Annotated in this window: 15 protein-coding genes; 12 read left to right on the forward strand and 3 right to left on the reverse strand. The window is 36.6% G+C overall.

Annotation, left to right across the window (positions count from 1 at the left end; genetic code table 11):
• The first annotated feature begins 4 nt into the window (after positions 1-4).
• From P2W72_RS15155 to ybeY, 4 genes are all read left to right on the forward strand, one after another.
• The gene (locus P2W72_RS15155; protein WP_276364329.1) at positions 5-865 is read left to right on the forward strand and encodes a phosphodiester glycosidase family protein; all 861 of its coding nucleotides are present in this window, start codon (positions 5-7) and stop codon (positions 863-865) included.
• Positions 866-968: 103 nt separating this feature from the next.
• Positions 969-4,316 carry a DUF4175 family protein gene (locus P2W72_RS15160; RefSeq protein WP_276364331.1) on the forward strand — a complete coding sequence of 1,116 codons (3,348 nt, stop codon included), beginning with the start codon at positions 969-971 and terminating at the stop codon, positions 4,314-4,316.
• Complete coding sequence (locus P2W72_RS15165) at positions 4,313-4,744, forward strand: ATP-binding protein (protein ID WP_276364334.1); 432 nt, start codon at positions 4,313-4,315, stop codon at positions 4,742-4,744. Before P2W72_RS15160 ends, P2W72_RS15165 begins: the two co-directional genes overlap by 4 nt.
• Positions 4,744-5,175 carry an rRNA maturation RNase YbeY gene (gene ybeY / locus P2W72_RS15170; protein ID WP_276364337.1) on the forward strand — a complete coding sequence of 144 codons (432 nt, stop codon included), beginning with the start codon at positions 4,744-4,746 and terminating at the stop codon, positions 5,173-5,175. The genes P2W72_RS15165 and ybeY overlap by 1 nt, the downstream gene beginning before the upstream one ends.
• Before the next feature lies 1 nt (position 5,176).
• Here the strand turns inward: ybeY and P2W72_RS15175 are convergent, their stop codons facing one another.
• Positions 5,177-5,887: a pirin family protein gene (locus tag P2W72_RS15175; protein WP_276364340.1), complete on the reverse strand. Its 711-nt coding sequence runs from the start codon at positions 5,885-5,887 to the stop codon at positions 5,177-5,179.
• Between the two features lie 237 nt (positions 5,888-6,124).
• On the opposite strand from P2W72_RS15175, the gene P2W72_RS15180 reads away from it, so the two are divergent.
• From P2W72_RS15180 to P2W72_RS15195, 4 genes are all read left to right on the forward strand, one after another.
• Positions 6,125-6,781, forward strand: coding sequence for a nucleoside-diphosphate sugar epimerase (locus P2W72_RS15180; protein WP_276364343.1), 657 nt, complete (start codon positions 6,125-6,127; stop codon positions 6,779-6,781).
• On the forward strand, positions 6,778-8,637 hold the full coding sequence (locus P2W72_RS15185; protein ID WP_276364346.1) for an ABC-F family ATP-binding cassette domain-containing protein: 1,860 nt from the start codon (positions 6,778-6,780) through the stop codon (positions 8,635-8,637). The genes P2W72_RS15180 and P2W72_RS15185 overlap by 4 nt, the downstream gene beginning before the upstream one ends.
• A 163-nt stretch (positions 8,638-8,800) precedes the next feature.
• Positions 8,801-10,663 carry a tRNA uridine-5-carboxymethylaminomethyl(34) synthesis enzyme MnmG gene (mnmG, locus tag P2W72_RS15190; RefSeq protein WP_276364348.1) on the forward strand — a complete coding sequence of 621 codons (1,863 nt, stop codon included), beginning with the start codon at positions 8,801-8,803 and terminating at the stop codon, positions 10,661-10,663.
• 133 nt (positions 10,664-10,796) lie between these two features.
• Positions 10,797-12,431 carry an Ig-like domain-containing domain gene (locus P2W72_RS15195; protein ID WP_276364350.1) on the forward strand — a complete coding sequence of 545 codons (1,635 nt, stop codon included), beginning with the start codon at positions 10,797-10,799 and terminating at the stop codon, positions 12,429-12,431.
• On the opposite strand, the gene P2W72_RS15200 is transcribed toward P2W72_RS15195, so the two are convergent.
• Positions 12,412-12,933 (reverse strand): gamma carbonic anhydrase family protein, encoded by a 522-nt coding sequence (locus P2W72_RS15200; protein WP_276364352.1) that lies wholly within the window; start codon positions 12,931-12,933, stop codon positions 12,412-12,414. The genes P2W72_RS15195 and P2W72_RS15200 overlap by 20 nt on opposite strands.
• Before the next feature lie 10 nt (positions 12,934-12,943).
• Positions 12,944-14,533: an L-aspartate oxidase gene (nadB, locus tag P2W72_RS15205; protein WP_276364354.1), complete on the reverse strand. Its 1,590-nt coding sequence runs from the start codon at positions 14,531-14,533 to the stop codon at positions 12,944-12,946.
• 409 nt (positions 14,534-14,942) lie between these two features.
• On the opposite strand from nadB, the gene nadA reads away from it, so the two are divergent.
• From nadA to thiL, 4 genes are read left to right on the forward strand one after another with little or no spacing between them, the layout of a single operon-like run.
• The gene (nadA, locus tag P2W72_RS15210; RefSeq protein WP_276364357.1) at positions 14,943-15,935 is read left to right on the forward strand and encodes a quinolinate synthase NadA; all 993 of its coding nucleotides are present in this window, start codon (positions 14,943-14,945) and stop codon (positions 15,933-15,935) included.
• 3 nt (positions 15,936-15,938) lie between these two features.
• Positions 15,939-17,174: a dicarboxylate/amino acid:cation symporter gene (locus tag P2W72_RS15215; protein ID WP_276364360.1), complete on the forward strand. Its 1,236-nt coding sequence runs from the start codon at positions 15,939-15,941 to the stop codon at positions 17,172-17,174.
• Between the two features lie 4 nt (positions 17,175-17,178).
• Positions 17,179-17,895 carry a L,D-transpeptidase family protein gene (locus P2W72_RS15220; protein WP_276364364.1) on the forward strand — a complete coding sequence of 239 codons (717 nt, stop codon included), beginning with the start codon at positions 17,179-17,181 and terminating at the stop codon, positions 17,893-17,895.
• Positions 17,896-17,948: 53 nt separating this feature from the next.
• Positions 17,949-18,998 carry a thiamine-phosphate kinase gene (gene thiL / locus P2W72_RS15225; RefSeq protein ID WP_276364366.1) on the forward strand — a complete coding sequence of 350 codons (1,050 nt, stop codon included), beginning with the start codon at positions 17,949-17,951 and terminating at the stop codon, positions 18,996-18,998.
• The last annotated feature ends 1 nt before the right edge of the window (position 18,999 follow it).

Genomic DNA, 18,999 nt, shown 5'->3' on the forward strand with positions numbered 1-18,999 from the left:
CCTTATGAAATCGCTCTTCTTTTCTGTTTTACTAACAGCAGGCTTAAGCCTCTCACTTTTTGCACAATCAGATTCTCTTTCAGCAATAAATGCAAACTGGAAAAAGGAAAAAATTGCTCCCGGCGTTCATTTAAAGACATTCTGGTTTAACAAAACTTTATTTAATTCCAATCAAAATGTGAGCATTCTGGAAATCAAACAAAAGAAGAAACTGGAATTTGATTTGGGCTATGAGCCTAAAAAGCTTATTCCAACGAGTGAATATGGCAAAAGGTCAAGTGCAATTGCTGCAATGAACGGTACATTCTTTGATATAGCAAAAGGAGGCTCAGTAGACTATATAAAATCTGACGGTAAAGTCATCAATGAAAACCGTTTGGGTAAATCAAACACAAGAGCAGTTCATCAAAAATCTGCTTTGACAATAAAAAACGGAAAACTGAGTATTGCCAAATGGAACGGACAGGAAAACTGGGAAAACTCGCTCGATGCAGATGATATCATGGTTAGCGGGCCGCTCCTCATCATGGATGGGATAAGTGAAAGTCTGGATACGAACAATACATTTAATAAAACGCGTCACCCAAGAACCGCGGTCGCTGTCACAAAAAACAAAAGAATTCTTTTAATTACTGTGGATGGAAGAAATGAAAATTCTGCGGGAATGAGCCTCTTTGAATTAAGCAAATTGATGCGGTGGATTAATGCGGTTGATGCGGTTAACCTGGATGGGGGCGGTTCAACAGCATTGTGGATCCATAACTATGGCGAAAACGGTATAGTTAACTACCCTTCTGATAATAAAAAATGGGATCATAATGGTGAACGTAAAGTTGCCAATGTAGTCTTACTCAAAAAAAGATAATCAGCAAGCAGCCGTTTCTGCTCTTATACTTTCAGGCTTAGTACGTTAAACTTAAGTAATAATTTCGCTAAATTCATGTTTATAATTGACGTGATTAGAAAACATGAGGGGGTCAGAAGCAAACTACGTCTACCTGATAAATAAGATTGACGGCTTTATCCGTAAATATTACCTGAACAAAATTGTTAAGGGTGGTATTTTTATGATTAGTTCTCTTTTTGCTGCCTATATCATCATTGCCATTGCTGAATACTGGGGTCATTTTGATCAGGTTATTAGAAGTTTCCTTTTCTATGCTTTTATAGGCGGAAATCTTTTTGTTTTAATAAACTATATCACTATCCCCCTGCTTTCTTATTACAAACTCGGAAAAACAATTAGTCATGAACAAGCCGCAACAATAATAGGACAGCATTTCAGTCATGTAAAAGATAAGCTGCTAAACGCGATTCAACTAAAACAGCTTTCTGAACTAAACCCTGATCAAAGAACATTAATTGAGGCCGGTATCAATCAGAAAGTTGCCGAACTCAGACCAATTCCATTCAGCTCAGCCATCCATATAGGCAATAACCGCAAATACCTTAAATATGCAGTGGCTCCACTGGCGATTATTATTTTTATATTTTTTGCTTCCCCATCTATTTTAAGTGAAAGTACCGAGAGGCTGATCTATCACAACCGTAATTTTGTTAAAAAAGCACCTTTTACTTTTGAGATACTCAACAACAATCTTATTGCCGTACAGGGAAGTGATTTTGAGTTAAAAGTAAAATTAAACGGCAATGAGATCCCCTCTGAATTATATCTTGAAGACGGACCCAATACCTACAAACTTGATAAAGAAAATATTGTCAGATTCAGTTACAGCTTCAAAAACTTGCAAAAAAACAAGAAAATACGCCTTATTGCTGGTGAATTCAGTTCTGAAGATTATCTGATAGAAGTTAAACCCAAACCATCACTGCTTAATTTTGATGTTTTCATTAACTATCCCCCCTATCTGAATAAAAGCAATGAAAAACTTGAAAACACCGGCGATTTAGTGATTCCTGAGGGTTCTTCAATAACATGGAAGTTCAGAGCTGATAACAGCGAGCAACTGGATGTTAAGCTTGAGAATAAGTCCTTTCTGATCGCTGAATCAGAAGAAAACCTGTTCAGCTTTTCTCATCGGGCAAAAAAAGATCTGAGCTACACGGTGAAACCAATAAATAAAGAGGTCAGGTCATCCGAATCATTTACCTACCAGATTAAAGTAATACCCGATCTGCTTCCTTTGATCGAAGTTTCTGAACGTCCGGACTCAGTAAATGCAAAACTGCTTTATTTTATTGGTCAGGTGAATGATGATCATGGATTCACCAAACTCAATTTTAATTACAGAATACTGTCAGCTGATTCAGGAAATAAAGAAAAGACGCAAAATAAAGGTGTTCAATTCGACAAAAATGATCTGCAGAGCAATTTTTACCATGTCTGGAATGCAGCAGAAGCCGGAGCGTTACCGGGAGATCAAATTGAATATTATTTTGAGGTATTTGATAATGACGGCGTTAATGGCCCTAAGGCTGTGAAATCGAACGTAAAAACTTTTAAACTTCCTTCTGAAAAGGAAATCAGCAGACAGTTAGAGGAAAATGCCAGGCAGCTTAAAGAAAAAATGGAATCTGCCATTAAGGAAGCCACTAAACTTGAAAAAGAAACAAAACGTTTAAATCAGGATCTGCTTGAAAACAAAGCGCTTTCTTATGATGAGAAAAAGCGCCTGGAAAATCTGCTCCAAAAACAAACAGAACTGGAAAATCTGGTAAAGGAGATTCAAAAGGAAAACAAACAGAATATTGTTGAATTGCAGGAAAACAGTGAGCAGAATGAGAAAATTTTGGAAAAGCAAAAACAAATCGGAGAGCTCTTCAATAATGTTCTGGACGAAAAAACACGTGAGATCCTGAAAAACATCGAAAAATTGCTCGAAAAGAATAATAAGAACCTTACACAGGACGAACTTTCAAAAATGCAGATGGACAATAAATCCCTGCAAAAGGAACTGGACAGAATTTTAGAGCTTTACAAACAACTTGAATTCGAACAAAAACTAACTGAGACAATTGAAAAGCTCAATAAACTGGCAAGCGAGCAGAAAGAACTTTCTGATAAAACACTGGAAAAGGATACTGATAATCAGCAATTGAAGCAAGAACAAAATAAACTCAATAATGAGTTTAAAGAACTGCAGGAGCAACTGAACAAGCTCGAAGAAAAAAACAATGATCTTGAGCAGAAAAACGATTTCAAAAATCCCGAAAAAGAACAGGAACAGATTGAACAGCAACAGGAACAGATTTCTGAAAACCTCAGCAAAAAAGAGATAAAGAAAGCTGCAGAAAACCAAAAGAAAGCTGCTTCTCAGATGGAACAGCTTTCAAAAAAGCTTGAAAATATGCAGCAGGAGGCTGAAGAAAAAGAAAATGACGTGAATGCCAAAGAGTTAAGGGAGATACTCGACAATTTATTATTCAGTTCATTTGAGCAGGAAAAAACAATGCAAACGATCCGTTCAATAAATATAAACGATCCCGGATATGTGCTGCAGACACAGAAACAAAAAGATATTCAGATCAATCTGAAGATGATTGAAGATAGTTTGTATTCCCTTAGTAAAAGGATTCCTCAGATACAGTCTGTTGTAAACAAAGAAATTCAAATAATTAACCACAATGTTAATAAAGCCATTGAAAGTCTGGGCGAGCGAAGAACTGCTGAAGCTAATCGAAACCAGCAGTTTGCAATGACTTCAATTAACAATCTGGCTTTGATGCTGAATGAAGCATTGGAGCAATTACAAAAGGCTCAGCAAAATTCCAAAACCGGAGGAAAGAGTAAAAAGAAGCAAAGTCTTTCACAACTCAGTAAAATGCAGGAACAATTAAATCAAAACATGCAAAAAGCCCGGGAAGAAATGCAAAAGCAAGGCAAACAAGGTTCAGGACAGCAGGGAAGCCGAAATCGGGCCATGAGCGAGCAATTGACAAAAATGGCAAGAGAGCAGCAGATGATCAGACAAGCCATGCAGGAAATTAACCGGTTGGAGAACAAAAGCGGAAAAGGTGGCTTGGGAAATCTCGATAAATTGATGAAAGAGATGGAACAAACTGAAACTGATCTCGTAAACAAAAAAATACAGCAGGAAACTTTAGTACGACAGAAAGAAATTCTAAGTAAATTACTTGAAGCTGAAAAGGCTGAACGTGAACGCGAACAGGATGAACTTAGAGAAAGTAAAGAAGCAAACCAATTACCACCTGTAAATTCTCTATTATTGCAGGAATATCAAAAAATTAAGCAAAAAGAAATTGATTTGCTTAAAACTGTATCCCCGTCTCTGAATACATTTTACAAAATAAAGGTGGGAGATTATTTTAAATATTTAAATTCGGGCAATAAATGATCAATCAGACAGAATATTCGGATAATACTTCATTGTATACTATTCAATTGCCTTCAAAAATTGAAAGTATTACTATTGTCGAAAATTTCATCGACGAGCTTAGTGCCAAGTACGGATTTAGTGACGAGATCTATGCTAATGTACTTACTTGTCTGAGCGAAGCAGTTATTAATGGAATTGTTCACGGAAACAGACAAAATCCTGAGAAAAAGGTATATATAAATCTTGAAGTAATTGAAAATAAGCGACTTATCTTCACAATATCAGATGAAGGTGAAGGCTTTAATTTCAATAATCTACCTGATCCAACTGCACCTGAGAATATTGAAAATCTAACCGGAAGAGGTGTTTTCATCATTAAAAAGCTTGCCGACCAATGTATTTTCAACTCTAAGGGTAACGAGCTTGAACTACATTTTAAAATTTAATGAGCAGCTTAGCCATTCATTTCTTTTCTGAAGACATTGATTTTACTTTAAAACAAAAAATTTTCATTCGAAAATGGATTCGCAATACCATTATTGCTGAAGGACATAAGCTCAGAGAACTGAATTTTATTTTTTGCAGTGATGCCTATCTTTTAGGAATAAATCAGCAATATCTTAACCACGATACTCTCACAGATATCATCACTTTTGATAACAGTGATAAAAAATCAGTTATTGCAGGCGATATATTTATCAGCATTGAGCGTGTTCGTGAAAATGCCGGCATCTTTAAGGTGAAAGAAGATGATGAGCTGCACAGGGTTATGATTCATGGTACACTACACCTGTTGGGTTACCCGGATAAAGGAAAAGCTGCAAAAGCTCTTATGACAGAAAAAGAGAATCTTTATCTGTCACGAAGAGCTTTCTGATTTATTGCATTGGAACTTCTATAATCAGAACCTGTGAGTTCTCCATAATTTCAATTTCAAAACTTTCAGTATCATAAACGCCAATTGCATCTCTTTTTAGAAGCAGTGCACCATCGATTTTTGCAGAACCCTCAATCATAAACACATAAGCACCGTTTCCCGGATTCTGAATAGTGTAATTAGCTTCCCTTCCTGCATCAAACTTCCCTATGCTGAAAAATGCATCCTGATTAATCCACATTACACCAGGAGCTGCTTTTGGAGAGACAAGTGTAAGAAAGGTATTTTGATTTGAATTTATGTCGTATTTCATCTGATCATAGCGGGGTTGAATATTCCTCTCTTTAGGAAATACCCAAATTTGAAGCAGATTTACAGGCTGCGTTGATGAACCATTAAATTCAGAGTGCTGTATCCCTTTACCTGCAGACATGATCTGAACCTCGCCTGCAGTAATATTACCTATAGATCCAAGGCTGTCTTTATGGGCCAGCGCACCTTTCAAAGGAATTGTAACGATCTCCATATTATCATGCCCATGAGTCCCAAAACCCATCCCTGGTGCTATAATATCATCATTAAGTACTCTTAACAAACCGAAATGTGTTTTTGCCGGGTCAAAATAATTTGCAAAACTGAAAGAATGTGCAGCTTTCAGCCAGCCATGATCCTGAATTCCGCGGTCTGCTGCGCGGTGAATGATCTTTTTCATCTGTTTATTTTTTCGTTTTTTAATAATGATGAATCTACCTGCCGGTAGACAGGCCTGCCTACAGCAGGCAGGCCTGCATGCCGTCAGGCATGGCAATCAAGATCCGATAGTCATCCCCCTGTGGGTTTTACCAAAATCATGATGGTTTCATATTGATAATTTAAATATATGTTTAAACATACAATATTAATTCCAAACCTAATATGCGTACCTTTGCTGATTATTTAGCTGAAGTTAATGTCATATAAAGTCATATTGGTTGGTGGTAGCGGACTTATTGGCAGTTGTTTGCTGTCTGAGCTTCGCAGCTCCGATGAAATTTCTGATATCCTGCTTGTAGCACGAAGCGCATCAGGAATTTCCGATCCTAAGATCAGAGAGCTGATCCTGAACTTTGATGATCTTGATTCCCATGCTGAGGAACTAAAAGCCGACATTATATTCAGCTGCCTTGGTACAACCACAGGAAAAACACCCGATGCAAATCTATACAGAAAGATAGATCTGGAATATCCTTTAAAAATGCTTCATATCGGAATGAATAAGGGGCTTAAACAATTTCATATTGTTACATCAATAGGTGCAGATGCAGCCTCATCAAACTCCTATTTAAAACTTAAAGGCGAACTGGAAAATAGTCTAAAATCATCCGGTGTTCCTTCTCTTCATATTTACCAGCCATCATTTCTTAAAGGTGAAAGACGAGAAAAAAGACCTGCAGAGATAATCATGAATATACTTTCGGTTATTATTGATCCTTTACTTATCGGACCCTTAAAAAAATACAAAAGTATTAAAGCCAAAACTGTTGCAAAAACAATGTTAAAACAATCCTTAAAAGATCTTAAAGGAACATTTATATACCCTTCCATACAAATACAGAATCTATCGTGAGCATATTATCTACGGAACAATTAGGACATTCATTTAATGATAACTGGCTTTTCAAAGACATTTATTTCGGTCTCGAAAAAGGCGACCGCGTTGCTCTTGTTGGAATAAACGGAACCGGAAAATCAACTTTCCTGAGAATCCTTTCGGGCCTTCTTGCACCTTCTATTGGCAAGGTAGTAACTGAACGCGATCTGAGGATTGGTTATCTGGAACAAGACCCGCAGTTTCAGAATCAAAATACCATATCAGACTTTATTTACTCCATTGGAAATGAGAGACAGCAACTGATCAGAAAATACGAAGAAGCTGTAAATCAGGAAGTTCATGATGAAAAATTGCTTAACAGGTTGATGGATGAGTTAAGCAATGCAAACGCCTGGGAATACGAATATGAGATCAAAACTATTCTTGGGAGAATGGGTGTACATAATCTGGAACAAAAGATCAGCACTTTATCCGGCGGACAAAGAAAACGCCTGGCTTTAGCTAAATTACTGATCGATGATCCGGATGTTTACATCCTCGACGAACCAACGAACCACCTTGATATAGAAACCATCGAATGGCTTGAGAGCTATCTGACCGGAGGACATAAAACGATATTATTGGTTACTCATGACAGATATTTTCTGGATAATGTATCATCCAGAATTATTGAACTTGACCGTGGTAAACTTCAGAATTTTAATGGCAATTACAGTTATTATCTGGAAAGAAAAGCCGAAATGGAAGCAGCTGAAGACGCTGCATTCAGTAAAAATACCAATCTCCTTAAGAAAGAACTGGAATGGATGCGCAGACAACCTAAAGCCAGAACAACAAAATCCAAATCAAGAATTGATGCTTTCTACGATCTTGAAGAAAAAACAAAAGGTCGTAATATTAAGTCAAATCTGGAATTAAGTGTCAATGTATCCAGACAAGGTAACAAGATTCTGGAACTCGATCATATCAGTAAATCATTCAATGGAAAAGCTATCATCAATAACTTCTCCTACATATTTAAAAAGGGAGACAGAATTGGTGTTGCAGGCAGGAATGGAACCGGAAAATCAACCTTACTGAATATCATTACCGGAGTAATTAAACCAGATAGCGGGCATGTGAATGTGGGTGAAACTACAGTATTTGGCTATTACCGTCAGGGCGGACTGGAATTTAAAGAAGACGAACGCGTAATCGACGTAGTAAAAAATATTGCGGAATATATCACTATGGCAGATGGAAAGAACCTTACAGCCAGTCAGGTTTTAACTCACTTCCTCTTCCCTCCTGCCAAGCAATACGGCATGGTAAACAAGTTAAGCGGGGGCGAAAAGAAGCGTTTGCAATTAATGAGGGTTCTGATGAAAAATCCGAACTACCTGATACTGGATGAGCCAACCAACGATCTTGATATCGACACGCTTAATGTACTTGAAGACTTTTTGCTCAATTTTCCGGGTATATTAATGCTGGTATCTCACGACAGATATTTAATTGATCGTCTTACTGATCAGCTTTTCATATTTGAGGGGGAAGGAAAGGTGCAGATTTATAATGGCAACTATACAGATTACAGACTGGAACAGGAAGAACCCAAAAAGACTTCAAAAGAAAAGTCTGACCCGGAAGTAAAGAAACCCGGGACTGCCTCAGTAAAAAGAAAGTTAAGCTTTAAGGAAGAAAAAGAGTATGAGACCCTGGAAATTAAAATCAGCGAACAGGAAGAAAAGATACTTGTTTTAACCAAAGAGCTTAATTCAGGAATAACTGATCATACCAGATTATCTGAAATTTCAGGAGAAATCAAAAATCTGAAAGATGGGGTTGATGAAATGACTTTGCGCTGGCTGGAATTATCAGAATTAAAATAAGAATACAATGAGTCTGTCAGATATCATTGCAACAAGCAGAGTAAGTATACTTTTAGCGGCATACTTACTGATTTTGTTAAGCGTGTTCCACGTGAAACAATTATTAATTAAGTAATGAGTAATTTTGTAAAAAAAGGTTGTTCCACGTGGAACATTAAATAAAATGTTTGAGAAATACGATATAATAGTAGTTGGTGCAGGCCATGCAGGTTGCGAAGCAGCCGCGGCAGCCGCAAACCTCGGTTCAAAAGTATTATTAATTACAATGAACATGGGAACTATAGCTCAGATGAGTTGTAATCCGGCAATGGGCGGAGTTGCAAAAGGGCAGATCGTGCGTGAGATAGATGCACTTGGTGGCTATTCAGGAATAATATCAGACAAAACAACTATTCAATTCAGAATGTTGAACAGTTCCAAGGGGCCCGCCATGTGGAGCCCAAGAGCGCAAATAGATAGAATGCGCTTCGCTGAGGAATGGAGGCTAATGCTTGAAAAAACTCCAAATGTAGATTTCTGGCAAGATACCGTTACATCACTTCTGGTTGAGAACGATAAAGTATGCGGAGTAAGGACATCACTTGGAATCAAAATAAAATCTGATGCAGTTGTCTTAACTAACGGAACATTCCTGAATGGAATCATTCATATCGGCGAAAAGAAATTCGGAGGAGGAAGAACAGGTGAAAAATCAGCTACAGGAATAACTGAACAACTGGTAGAATTAGGCTTTGAAGCCGGGAGAATGAAAACAGGAACCCCACCAAGGGTAGACGGGAGATCTTTGAATTATTCCAAAATGGAGGAGCAATGGGGTGATGAATCAAGAGGAAGATTTTCCTACACTGATGTTGAACTTCCAACTGAACAAAGATGCTGCTGGATTACTTATACAAATACAGAAGTACATGAAACCCTGAAAGAAGGTTTTGAAAAATCACCTATGTTTACAGGCAGGATAAAAGGCCTGGGACCAAGGTATTGCCCATCCATTGAAGATAAAATAAACAGATTTGCCGAACGTGAAAGACATCAGATCTTTGTAGAACCGGAGGGCTGGAACACTGTAGAAATTTATGTAAACGGATTTTCAACCTCTCTCCCGGAAGATGTACAGTACAGAGCACTAACACAAATCCCTGGATTTGAAAAAGCTAAAATGTTCAGACCGGGGTATGCTATTGAATACGATTTTTTCCCGCCAACTCAATTAAATCTTACACTGGAAACCAAAAAGATTCAGAATCTTTATTTCGCCGGACAAATTAATGGAACTACGGGATATGAAGAAGCGGCCTGTCAGGGATTCATCGCAGGAATAAATGCACACCAGAAAATTAAAGAAAAAGACGAGCTGGTCCTGAAAAGATCAGAATCATACATAGGTGTACTGATTGATGATTTGGTTACAAAAGGAACCGAAGAGCCCTATCGAATGTTTACATCCAGGGCGGAGCATCGTTTATTGCTTCGTCAGGATAATGCAGATATTCGCTTAAGTCCAATCGGCCATGAACTTGGCTTAATAAATGATAAACGACTTGAACGCGTAAATCAAAAAGTAAAAAATGCAGACGAAATAGTATCCTACTTAAAAACAACATCGGTTGCACCTAAAGCTGTGAACGAAATACTTGAAGAAAAGGGAACTCCCGGAATAAACCAAAATGTCAGACTCTTTTCGCTGATCACCAGACCACAGATAAACTTAAGTGATCTGAGAAAAGCAGATAACACATTTAACGAACTGCTTAATAACTATAACCCTGAAACAATAGAACAGGCCGAAATTAAAGTTAAGTATGAAAGTTATTTTGAAAAAGAAATTGAAATCGTAGATAAAATGAAACGAATGGAAGACCATATTATAAATCCTGATTTCAACTATCTTGGACTCGTATCTCTTTCAAAAGAAGCAAGAGAAAAACTCATGAAAATAAAACCAAGAACTTTAGGTCAGGCTTCACGAATTTCCGGCGTCTCACCATCTGATATATCAGTTTTAATGGTACACATGAGCAGATGAACATTAACATATTGATAATCAAGATGTTAATGATATAAAATGTGGACTTTAAATAATGAGATATAAGCAACTTTTTATATGCCGACAATCATTTTATTTAAAAACAGGCTTAAATTTACCAGAGGGCTTAAAAATGCCAAAATTTAAAAACCATATATTTTTACCGATTTTTTTTGCTGTAATTTCTTCGATTACACTATTCAACAGTTGCGCCAGTGTTCAATCGCCAACCGGCGGACCAAGAGATACAATCCAACCGGCCATTGTAAAAGAATTTCCGAAAAATCTTAACAGAAATTTTGTAAGCAAAAAAATTGAAATCGAATTTGATGAATTCATTAAACTTTCAAATGAGTTTACAGAAATAAGCATTTCACCGGCTCTTGATTACCCTCCCCTTTTTAAAGCTAAAAAAGAATTACTAACAATAGAGTTTGAAAAGGAGTTAGAAAAAAATACAACTTATACCATAAACTTTGGCAAAGCTATAGCCGATGTAAACGAAAGCAACATCCTGAAGAATTATACTTATGTATTTTCAACCGGTAATGAGATCGATTCTTTATCAATATCAGGAAAAATTATAAATGCTTTAACAAAAGAAAAAGTTAAAGATGTTACCGTTTTCATTTTGCCGCTAAGTCAGGACTCTTTGTTTGGAAAAAAGAAAGCCAGTTTCTATACAAGCACTGATACTTCAGGCAATTTCAAATTATCAAACTTAAGAGAGGATACTTACAGAATATACGCGCTTAACGAACAGGGCGGAGGAGATAGAATCTATAACAATTACAACGAAGAAATAGGGTTCGTCACAGAACCGCTGAAACTAAACAAGGATACTGCTGATCTGACTCTCAGGCTATTCAAAGAAGTACCAGGTACATTTATGGTAACCGACCGAAAAATTGATCCTGACGGAAAAATAAGTATGATATTCAATAAATCTATCGTAAAGCCTGAGATCAAATTTCTGGATCCTGCAGAATTAAACACAAACAAAACTGTTGAATTCAGCAATACTTTAGATTCTGCTACAATCTGGCTTCCTGAAATTACTTTCGACTCATTAAAAGTACAGGTAAATTCAGACAAACAAAGTCTGGATACAATTATACTGAGAAGAAACAAAAGAGACACCTACACCAAGTCATTAACCATAATAGATAACCTTACCGGAACTAAATTAAAACCCGGTTCAGACCTTACAGTAAGATTCTCTGCCCCTATTCAAAGTATACAGGAAAGTCTGATAACTCTGCTTGAAGATTCAGTTCAGGTTAAGGGACTTCAGATAGTTAAAAGCCCTGAAAATCAAAGAAATTATCTGATCAGGTATCCATGGAAATTAAAAAAACAATATATACTAAGCTTAAAAGAGAACGCCTTCACAGATATAGTAAATAACAAATCGAAACTGTACAACAGAAAGTTTGAATTAGATACTGAAGAAAATTACGGTAGCATATCCATAAAATTAACCGTCCCTGATACAAGCAAAACATATATCATTCAGTGGCTCGGAGAAAAAAATGAAGTCAAAAGGCAGGATCAGATAAGAAAAAATACAATATTAAACTACACCCGTTACCCTACAGCCAAATATTTAGTCAGGGTTATTTATGATGAAAACAGCAACGGAAAATGGGATACAGGAAATATAAAATCAAAAGCCCAGCCAGAAAAAAGCTGGACATTTGAAAAGATTATTGCCCTTAGGCCTAACTGGGATCTGGAAGAAACGGTTACTATTCCTTTTCCGGATTAAACCAGCCTGAATACATTTTATAATTCTCCGGAAGCTGTTTTAAAAGAGCTCTTTGAGCTTCAGTAACTGGTTTTATCTTACGGGCTGGTATACCGGCATATAAATACCCCGCTTCACAGATTGTATTTTCAAGAACAATTGCCCCTGCTGCGATAATACAGAACTCCTCAACCACTGCATTATCCATTACTATTGCCCCCATACCAATTAGTACATGGTCTTTTAAAATACAACCATGAACCAATGCATTATGACCTATAGAAACATTATTGCCTATAGTTGTTCCTGCCTTTTGATATGTACAATGAATAACTGCCCCATCCTGGATATTGGTATTATTACCAATTCTGATATAATTTACATCTCCCCTGACAACAGCATTGAACCAAACAGAGCAATTTGCTCCCATGGTAACTTCTCCAACTATTGTTGAATTTTCAGCAAGAAAACAATTCTCGCCAATTACGGGCGAAATTCCTTTTACAGGTAATATTAATGGCATAATTTCTTAATTAAAATACAGTGTCGTGAGGCTCCTGAGCATGAACCTTATAGTCGGTTGTATAATGCAGGCCCCTGCTCTCTTTACGCATCATTGCTGATTTAATAACTAAATAAGCATTTTGTATAACATTTCTCAACTCACACAATTTAACAGAAAGTTTGGTTTCCTTGTAAAAACTCTCTGTTTCTTCATATAAAAGACCAAGTCTGCGCAGTGCTCTTTCAAGTCTGAAATCTGAACGGACAATGCCAACATAATCACTCATTACCTTCTGAACCTCCCGTAAATTATGAGTTACTAAAATATCCTCATCAGAGAGTTTAGTATCAGTTTCATCCCATTCAGTAATATTATCAGGGATTACATTATGCTTAAACCGGGAAATTACATGCTCGAAGATTCTGTGAGCAAAAACAGGAGCTTCAAGTAATGAATTGGATGCCAATCGGTTAGCACCATGCAAACCCGTTGATGAACATTCGCCACAAGCATATAAACGATGAATTGATGATTGACCATATTCATCAACCAGGATACCCCCGCACATATAATGTGCAGCCGGAGTAACAGGAATTAAATCTTTGCACATATCGATACCTATACTTAAACATTTGGCATAGATATTTGGAAAATGAGCAAGTATATCTGATTTTGAACGATGCCGGATATCAAGAAAAACAAAATCATCACCTGATTTCTTCATTTCAGCATCAATCGCCCTGGCAACAATATCACGCGGAGCAAGAGATTTACGCTCATCATAATTTTGCATAAATTCCTCACCTGATCTCGTTTTTAAAATACCCCCAAAACCACGAACAGCTTCAGAAATTAAAAATGATGGATATTCACCGGGATTATACAATGCAGTTGGATGAAACTGGATAAATTCCATATTTCTAACCTTAGCTTTTGCACGGTAAGCCATCGCTATACCATCACCTGTTGCTATAACCGGATTAGTAGTAGCTGAATAAATATGACCAGCGCCACCAGAAGCCATTAAAGTAACTTTTGAAAGGAACTTCTCAACCTTATTAGTAGCAGTGTTTAATGCATAAATTCCATAACATTCAATATCAGCAGATCGTTTGTCAACTAATTGACCAATGTGATGCTGAGTGATCAATTCAACAGCAAAATAATGTGTCAGTAATTCGATATTATGATTATGGTGAACCTGCTCAAGCAAAGCCCTCTCTATCTCAAAACCGGTAATATCCTTATAATGAAGTACCCGGCTTTCAGAATGTCCGCCTTCTTTTGCGAGATCAAAAATTCCCTCCCTCGTCTTATCAAAATGAGTTCCATATTCAATAATTTCATCAATTCTTGCCGGACCTTCAGTAACTACAATCTCAACAATATGCTTATCACAAAGTCCATCACCAGCAATAAGAGTATCTTTAATGTGCTTATCAAACGAATCTTCAACTTTATCAACAACTACGGCTACACCACCCTGAGCATATTTAGTATTTGATTCATCCTCATTTGCTTTCGTAACAATCAGAACCTTACCGTATTGAGCAGCTTTAAGTGCAAAACTTAATCCGGCTATACCAGACCCAATTACCAGAAAATCAACATTCCTCATCGAAATAATGTTTTAAATATGACTATTCAAATATCATGTTAATAACCCTCTCAAAGATGTTAATTTACTGCTAATAGTAGTTGAATAATTTACAAACAGACTCATAAATACTTCAATTACCCTGAATTTAACTTATTTTTGAAGAAGTTTTAAGCATTAAAACTGTAGTAATCCACGTTTTACATACAAGGAAAAAATACACATATAAGATTTGAAAAAAATATATTGATAATTAAATAGCTTAATTATCAATATGATAATAGATAATTTGTGTTTATAATATGTTGATAAATAATTAAAAACAATTTAACAGATAAAAATTGTACTTAATTTCTAACAATACCAACACACTAATAAACAATAAGAATATTACTTAAATAATAAATTGTATTTATTGAACAGTTGATAAATGAATACCTTAGAAGAATTAAATATTAAAGGTTTTATCGATGAGCCGATTGATCCGACACTCGATTTATATAGCGAAATAAGGCGTTTAAAAAAGGAAAAAAATGCTGTAATTCTTGCTCATTATTATCAGGAATCTGATATACAGGATATTGCAGATTATATTGGTGATAGTCTTGGTTTATCTCAGGAAGCAGCAAAAACAAATGCTGATGTTATTGTGTTTGCCGGTGTGCACTTTATGGCAGAAACAGCTAAGATTTTGTCGCCTGCAAAAAAGGTATTATTACCTGATTTAAAAGCAGGATGCTCACTTTCAGATAGTTGTCCGCCGAAATTATTCAGCAAATTTAGGGAGAAGTATCCTGATCATATTGTAATTACTTATGTAAACTGTACAGCAGAATTGAAAGCAATGAGTGATATAGTTTGCACATCTGCAAATGCTGTAAAAATAGTAGAGAGTTTACCAAAAGATCAGAAGATCATATTTGGTCCGGATAGAAATTTAGGGGCTTTTGTAGCTGAGAAAACAGGAAGGGATCTTGTTCTTTGGAATGGTGCCTGTATGGTTCATGAAATCTTTTCGCGTGAAAAGATTACGAAACTTAAGAACCGGCATCCAGAAGCTAAATTTATAGCTCATCCTGAATGTGAAGAGCATGTATTGCAGATGGCTGATTATATAGGTTCTACTACTGGTATGTTGAAATATACCATGACTAATTCTGCCAGGGAATTTATTGTAGCAACTGAAAGCGGAATTATTCATCAGATGGAAAAGGCAAGTCCTGAAAAGGTATTTATTCCGGCTCCTCCAAATAATGCCTGTGCATGCAATGACTGTCCGCATATGAAAAGAAATACTTTAGAGAAATTGTATTTATGTATTAAAAATGAACTTCCTGAAGTAACTGTTCCAATGGATATTATTTTGAAGGCACAAAGACCAATTGAAAGAATGCTTGAAATCTCTGCTCAGTTTGGATTATAATTTATGAATGAACAGAAATCCGGATTTTTAAAGAACTACAGCAGTATAATACAATTGCTGATAGGTATTATTACCGGAACTGTTTTGGGATTAATTTTAGGTAAAAAAGTAGAGGTACTTAAACCTCTTGGAGATATATTTCTAAATCTCCTTTTTACAGCAGTAATTCCGCTTATATTTTTCGCAATTTCTTCGTCAGTAGCCAATATGGATAAAGGAAGAAAAATGGGAAAAGTAATGTTTATTACGCTGCTTGTTTTTGTAGGAACGGTATTTATTTCAGCTTTATTAACAGTTTTTACAGTCTGGTTATTTCCTCTTCCACAAACCATTGAAACCACTGTAAAGGCAGTGGAAGATATGCATACTCAAAGTTTTGCTGAGCAGGCAACAAGTTTGCTTACAGTAAATGAGTTTTATGAGCTTCTTTCACGTAAAAGTATGCTTGCTTTCATTATTTTTTCATTACTGATGGGTTTTGCAACATCCCGTGGAGGAGAAATTGCGGGCCCGTTTAAAAAATTTCTGATAGCCGGCGATGAAGTAATGAAGCAATTTCTGATTCTGATCATGAAAATAGCACCAATAGGTTTAGGTGCTTATTTTGCATATCAGATTGGTGTGTTTGGTCCTCAATTATTTGGAACCTATGCCCATTCAATGGCAATTTATTACGGATTAGCTTTATTTTATTTTATTGTTTTCTTTAGTCTTTATGCATTTTTAGCCGGAGGGGTTCCGGGTATCAGGATCTATTGGAAAAATAATATCATACCATCCCTTACTGCATTAAGTACCTGCAGCAGTATTGCAACAGTTCCGGCAAATCTTACAGCTGCAAGGGCAATGAAAATACCCGAACATATTTCAAGTCTGGTAATTCCTTTAGGTGCACCGCTTCATAAGGATGGATCAAGCATTTCGGCTATTATTAAGATTGCAGCAGTTTTTGCAATAATGGGTAAGGATTTTACTGAACCCACAACTATTTTAATTGCTTTGGGTATTACAGTTATCCTGAGTACGGTAGAAGGAGGAATTCCGAACGGAGGTTATATTGCAGAAATTATGATCATGACAGTTTATAATTTTCCTGTGGAGATGCTTCCTGTTGTTATGATCATCGGAACTTTGGTTGATCCGATGGCTACCCTTCTTAATGCTACAGGTGATACGGTTTCTGCAATGCTCATTACCCGATTTACTGAGGGTAAGCACTGGTTAAAAAATGCCATTTAATAACATGATGATCACTTTAATAGTTTCCATACTTTTTGGTGTTTTCTTTGATCAGCCTGCCGATTTAAAAACTAAGTTTAAAACAGAGCAATTGATCGTAGTAACTTCTGATTCCTGGAATAAGATTGAAGGTAAAATGAGTGTTTACGAGTACACAGCTGATGCATGGAAGCCTGTTTTATTAAATATTCCAATCGTTACCGGCAGAAGCGGAATGGCCTGGGGTAAAGGTTTACATGATGCTAAACTCAATACAGGAAAATTGAAAAAAGAGGGTGATGGAAATGCTCCGGCAGGTATTTATACACTCAGCGGATTATTTGGCTATCAGGATATATCTGCAAAGATGAAATCTTTGAAAGTTGATGATCGTACTTTTTGTGTGGATGACAGCAAGTCGGCCTATTATAATCGTATTGTTAAAACAGATACTGTTAAAAAGGACTGGAATTCGGCTGAAACCATGCGCATGAAAAGCGATGTCTATAAATATGGGATATTTGTAGATTATAATGTAAATCCCAGCATTCCGGGCATGGGTTCCTGTATTTTTATGCATATCTGGAGCGGAAGCAGCAGCCCTACTGCAGGATGTACAGCAATGAAAGAGGAAGATATTCTGAAACTTATTGCTTTTCTGGATAAAAAGAAAAATCCCGTTCTGGTTCAGGTGCCCAAAGCTGAATATGAAAAAATGAAACGGCTTTACAAATTACCCTGATCTGATTAACACTTCCTTTAAAATTAGCACCTTTGTATTTTAAAAGGTAAACTATGTTTGAAAATAAGGGACGTACAGAAATTGAACAACTGGGCGAATTCGGACTCATTGATCATCTCACAAAGCATTTCACGATCAGTAATAAAAGTACTTTAAAAGGCATTGGTGATGATGCTGCTGTCTTGAATTTTGATGGAAAGCGAACCTTGATTTCTACTGATCTTTTACTGGAAGGTATTCATTTTGATCTAGCCTATACTCCCCTCAAACATTTGGGCTATAAAGCTGTTCAGGTTAATCTCAGCGATATTTATGCAATGAACGGTACTGCCAGTCAGATCACTGTTTCCATCGGCTTATCGAGCAAATTTCCACTGGAGGCAATTGAAGAATTGTATCAGGGAATAGGCATAGCTTGTGAAAAGTATGGAATTGATCTGGTTGGAGGCGATACTACTTCATCCAAACAGGGATTGGTAATCAGTGTAACCAGTATTGGTTATGCCGATGAAAAAGATATTTGTTACCGTAATGGTGCCGGAGAGGGTGATCTTTTATGTGTTTCAGGCGATCTGGGGGGTGCTTATACCGGTCTTCAGCTTCTTGAAAGAGAAAAGAGCATTTTTCTGGAAAACCCTAATATTCAGCCTGATCTGGAGGGTAAAGATTATATTGTGGAGCGTCAGTTAAAGCCTGAAGCTAGAAAGGACATTGTTGAAGCGCTGAAATCAATGAAAGTTAAGCCAACATCAATGATCGATGTTTCGGATGGTTTGGCATCAGAGATTCTTCATATCTGTAAGCAGTCTGATAAAGGCTGTAATCTATATGAAGAAAAGATACCAATTGATCCCATGACTTATCAAACGGCACGCGATTTTGGTCTCGATCCAACAGTTTGTGCCCTGAACGGTGGCGAAGATTATGAACTTCTGTTTACAATTAAACAGGCAGATTACGAAAAGATAAAATTCAATCCCGATATTTCAGTTATCGGGCATATTACGGAGGCATCAGCCGGATGCAATATGATTTCTAAATCAGCAATTGTTCATCCAATCAAAGCTCAGGGCTGGAATTCTTTGAAAGTTAATCAGGAATAGC

It is taken from the genome of Daejeonella sp. H1SJ63, from assembly GCF_029360775.1.
Taxonomy (GTDB): Bacteria; Bacteroidota; Bacteroidia; order Sphingobacteriales; family Sphingobacteriaceae; genus Daejeonella.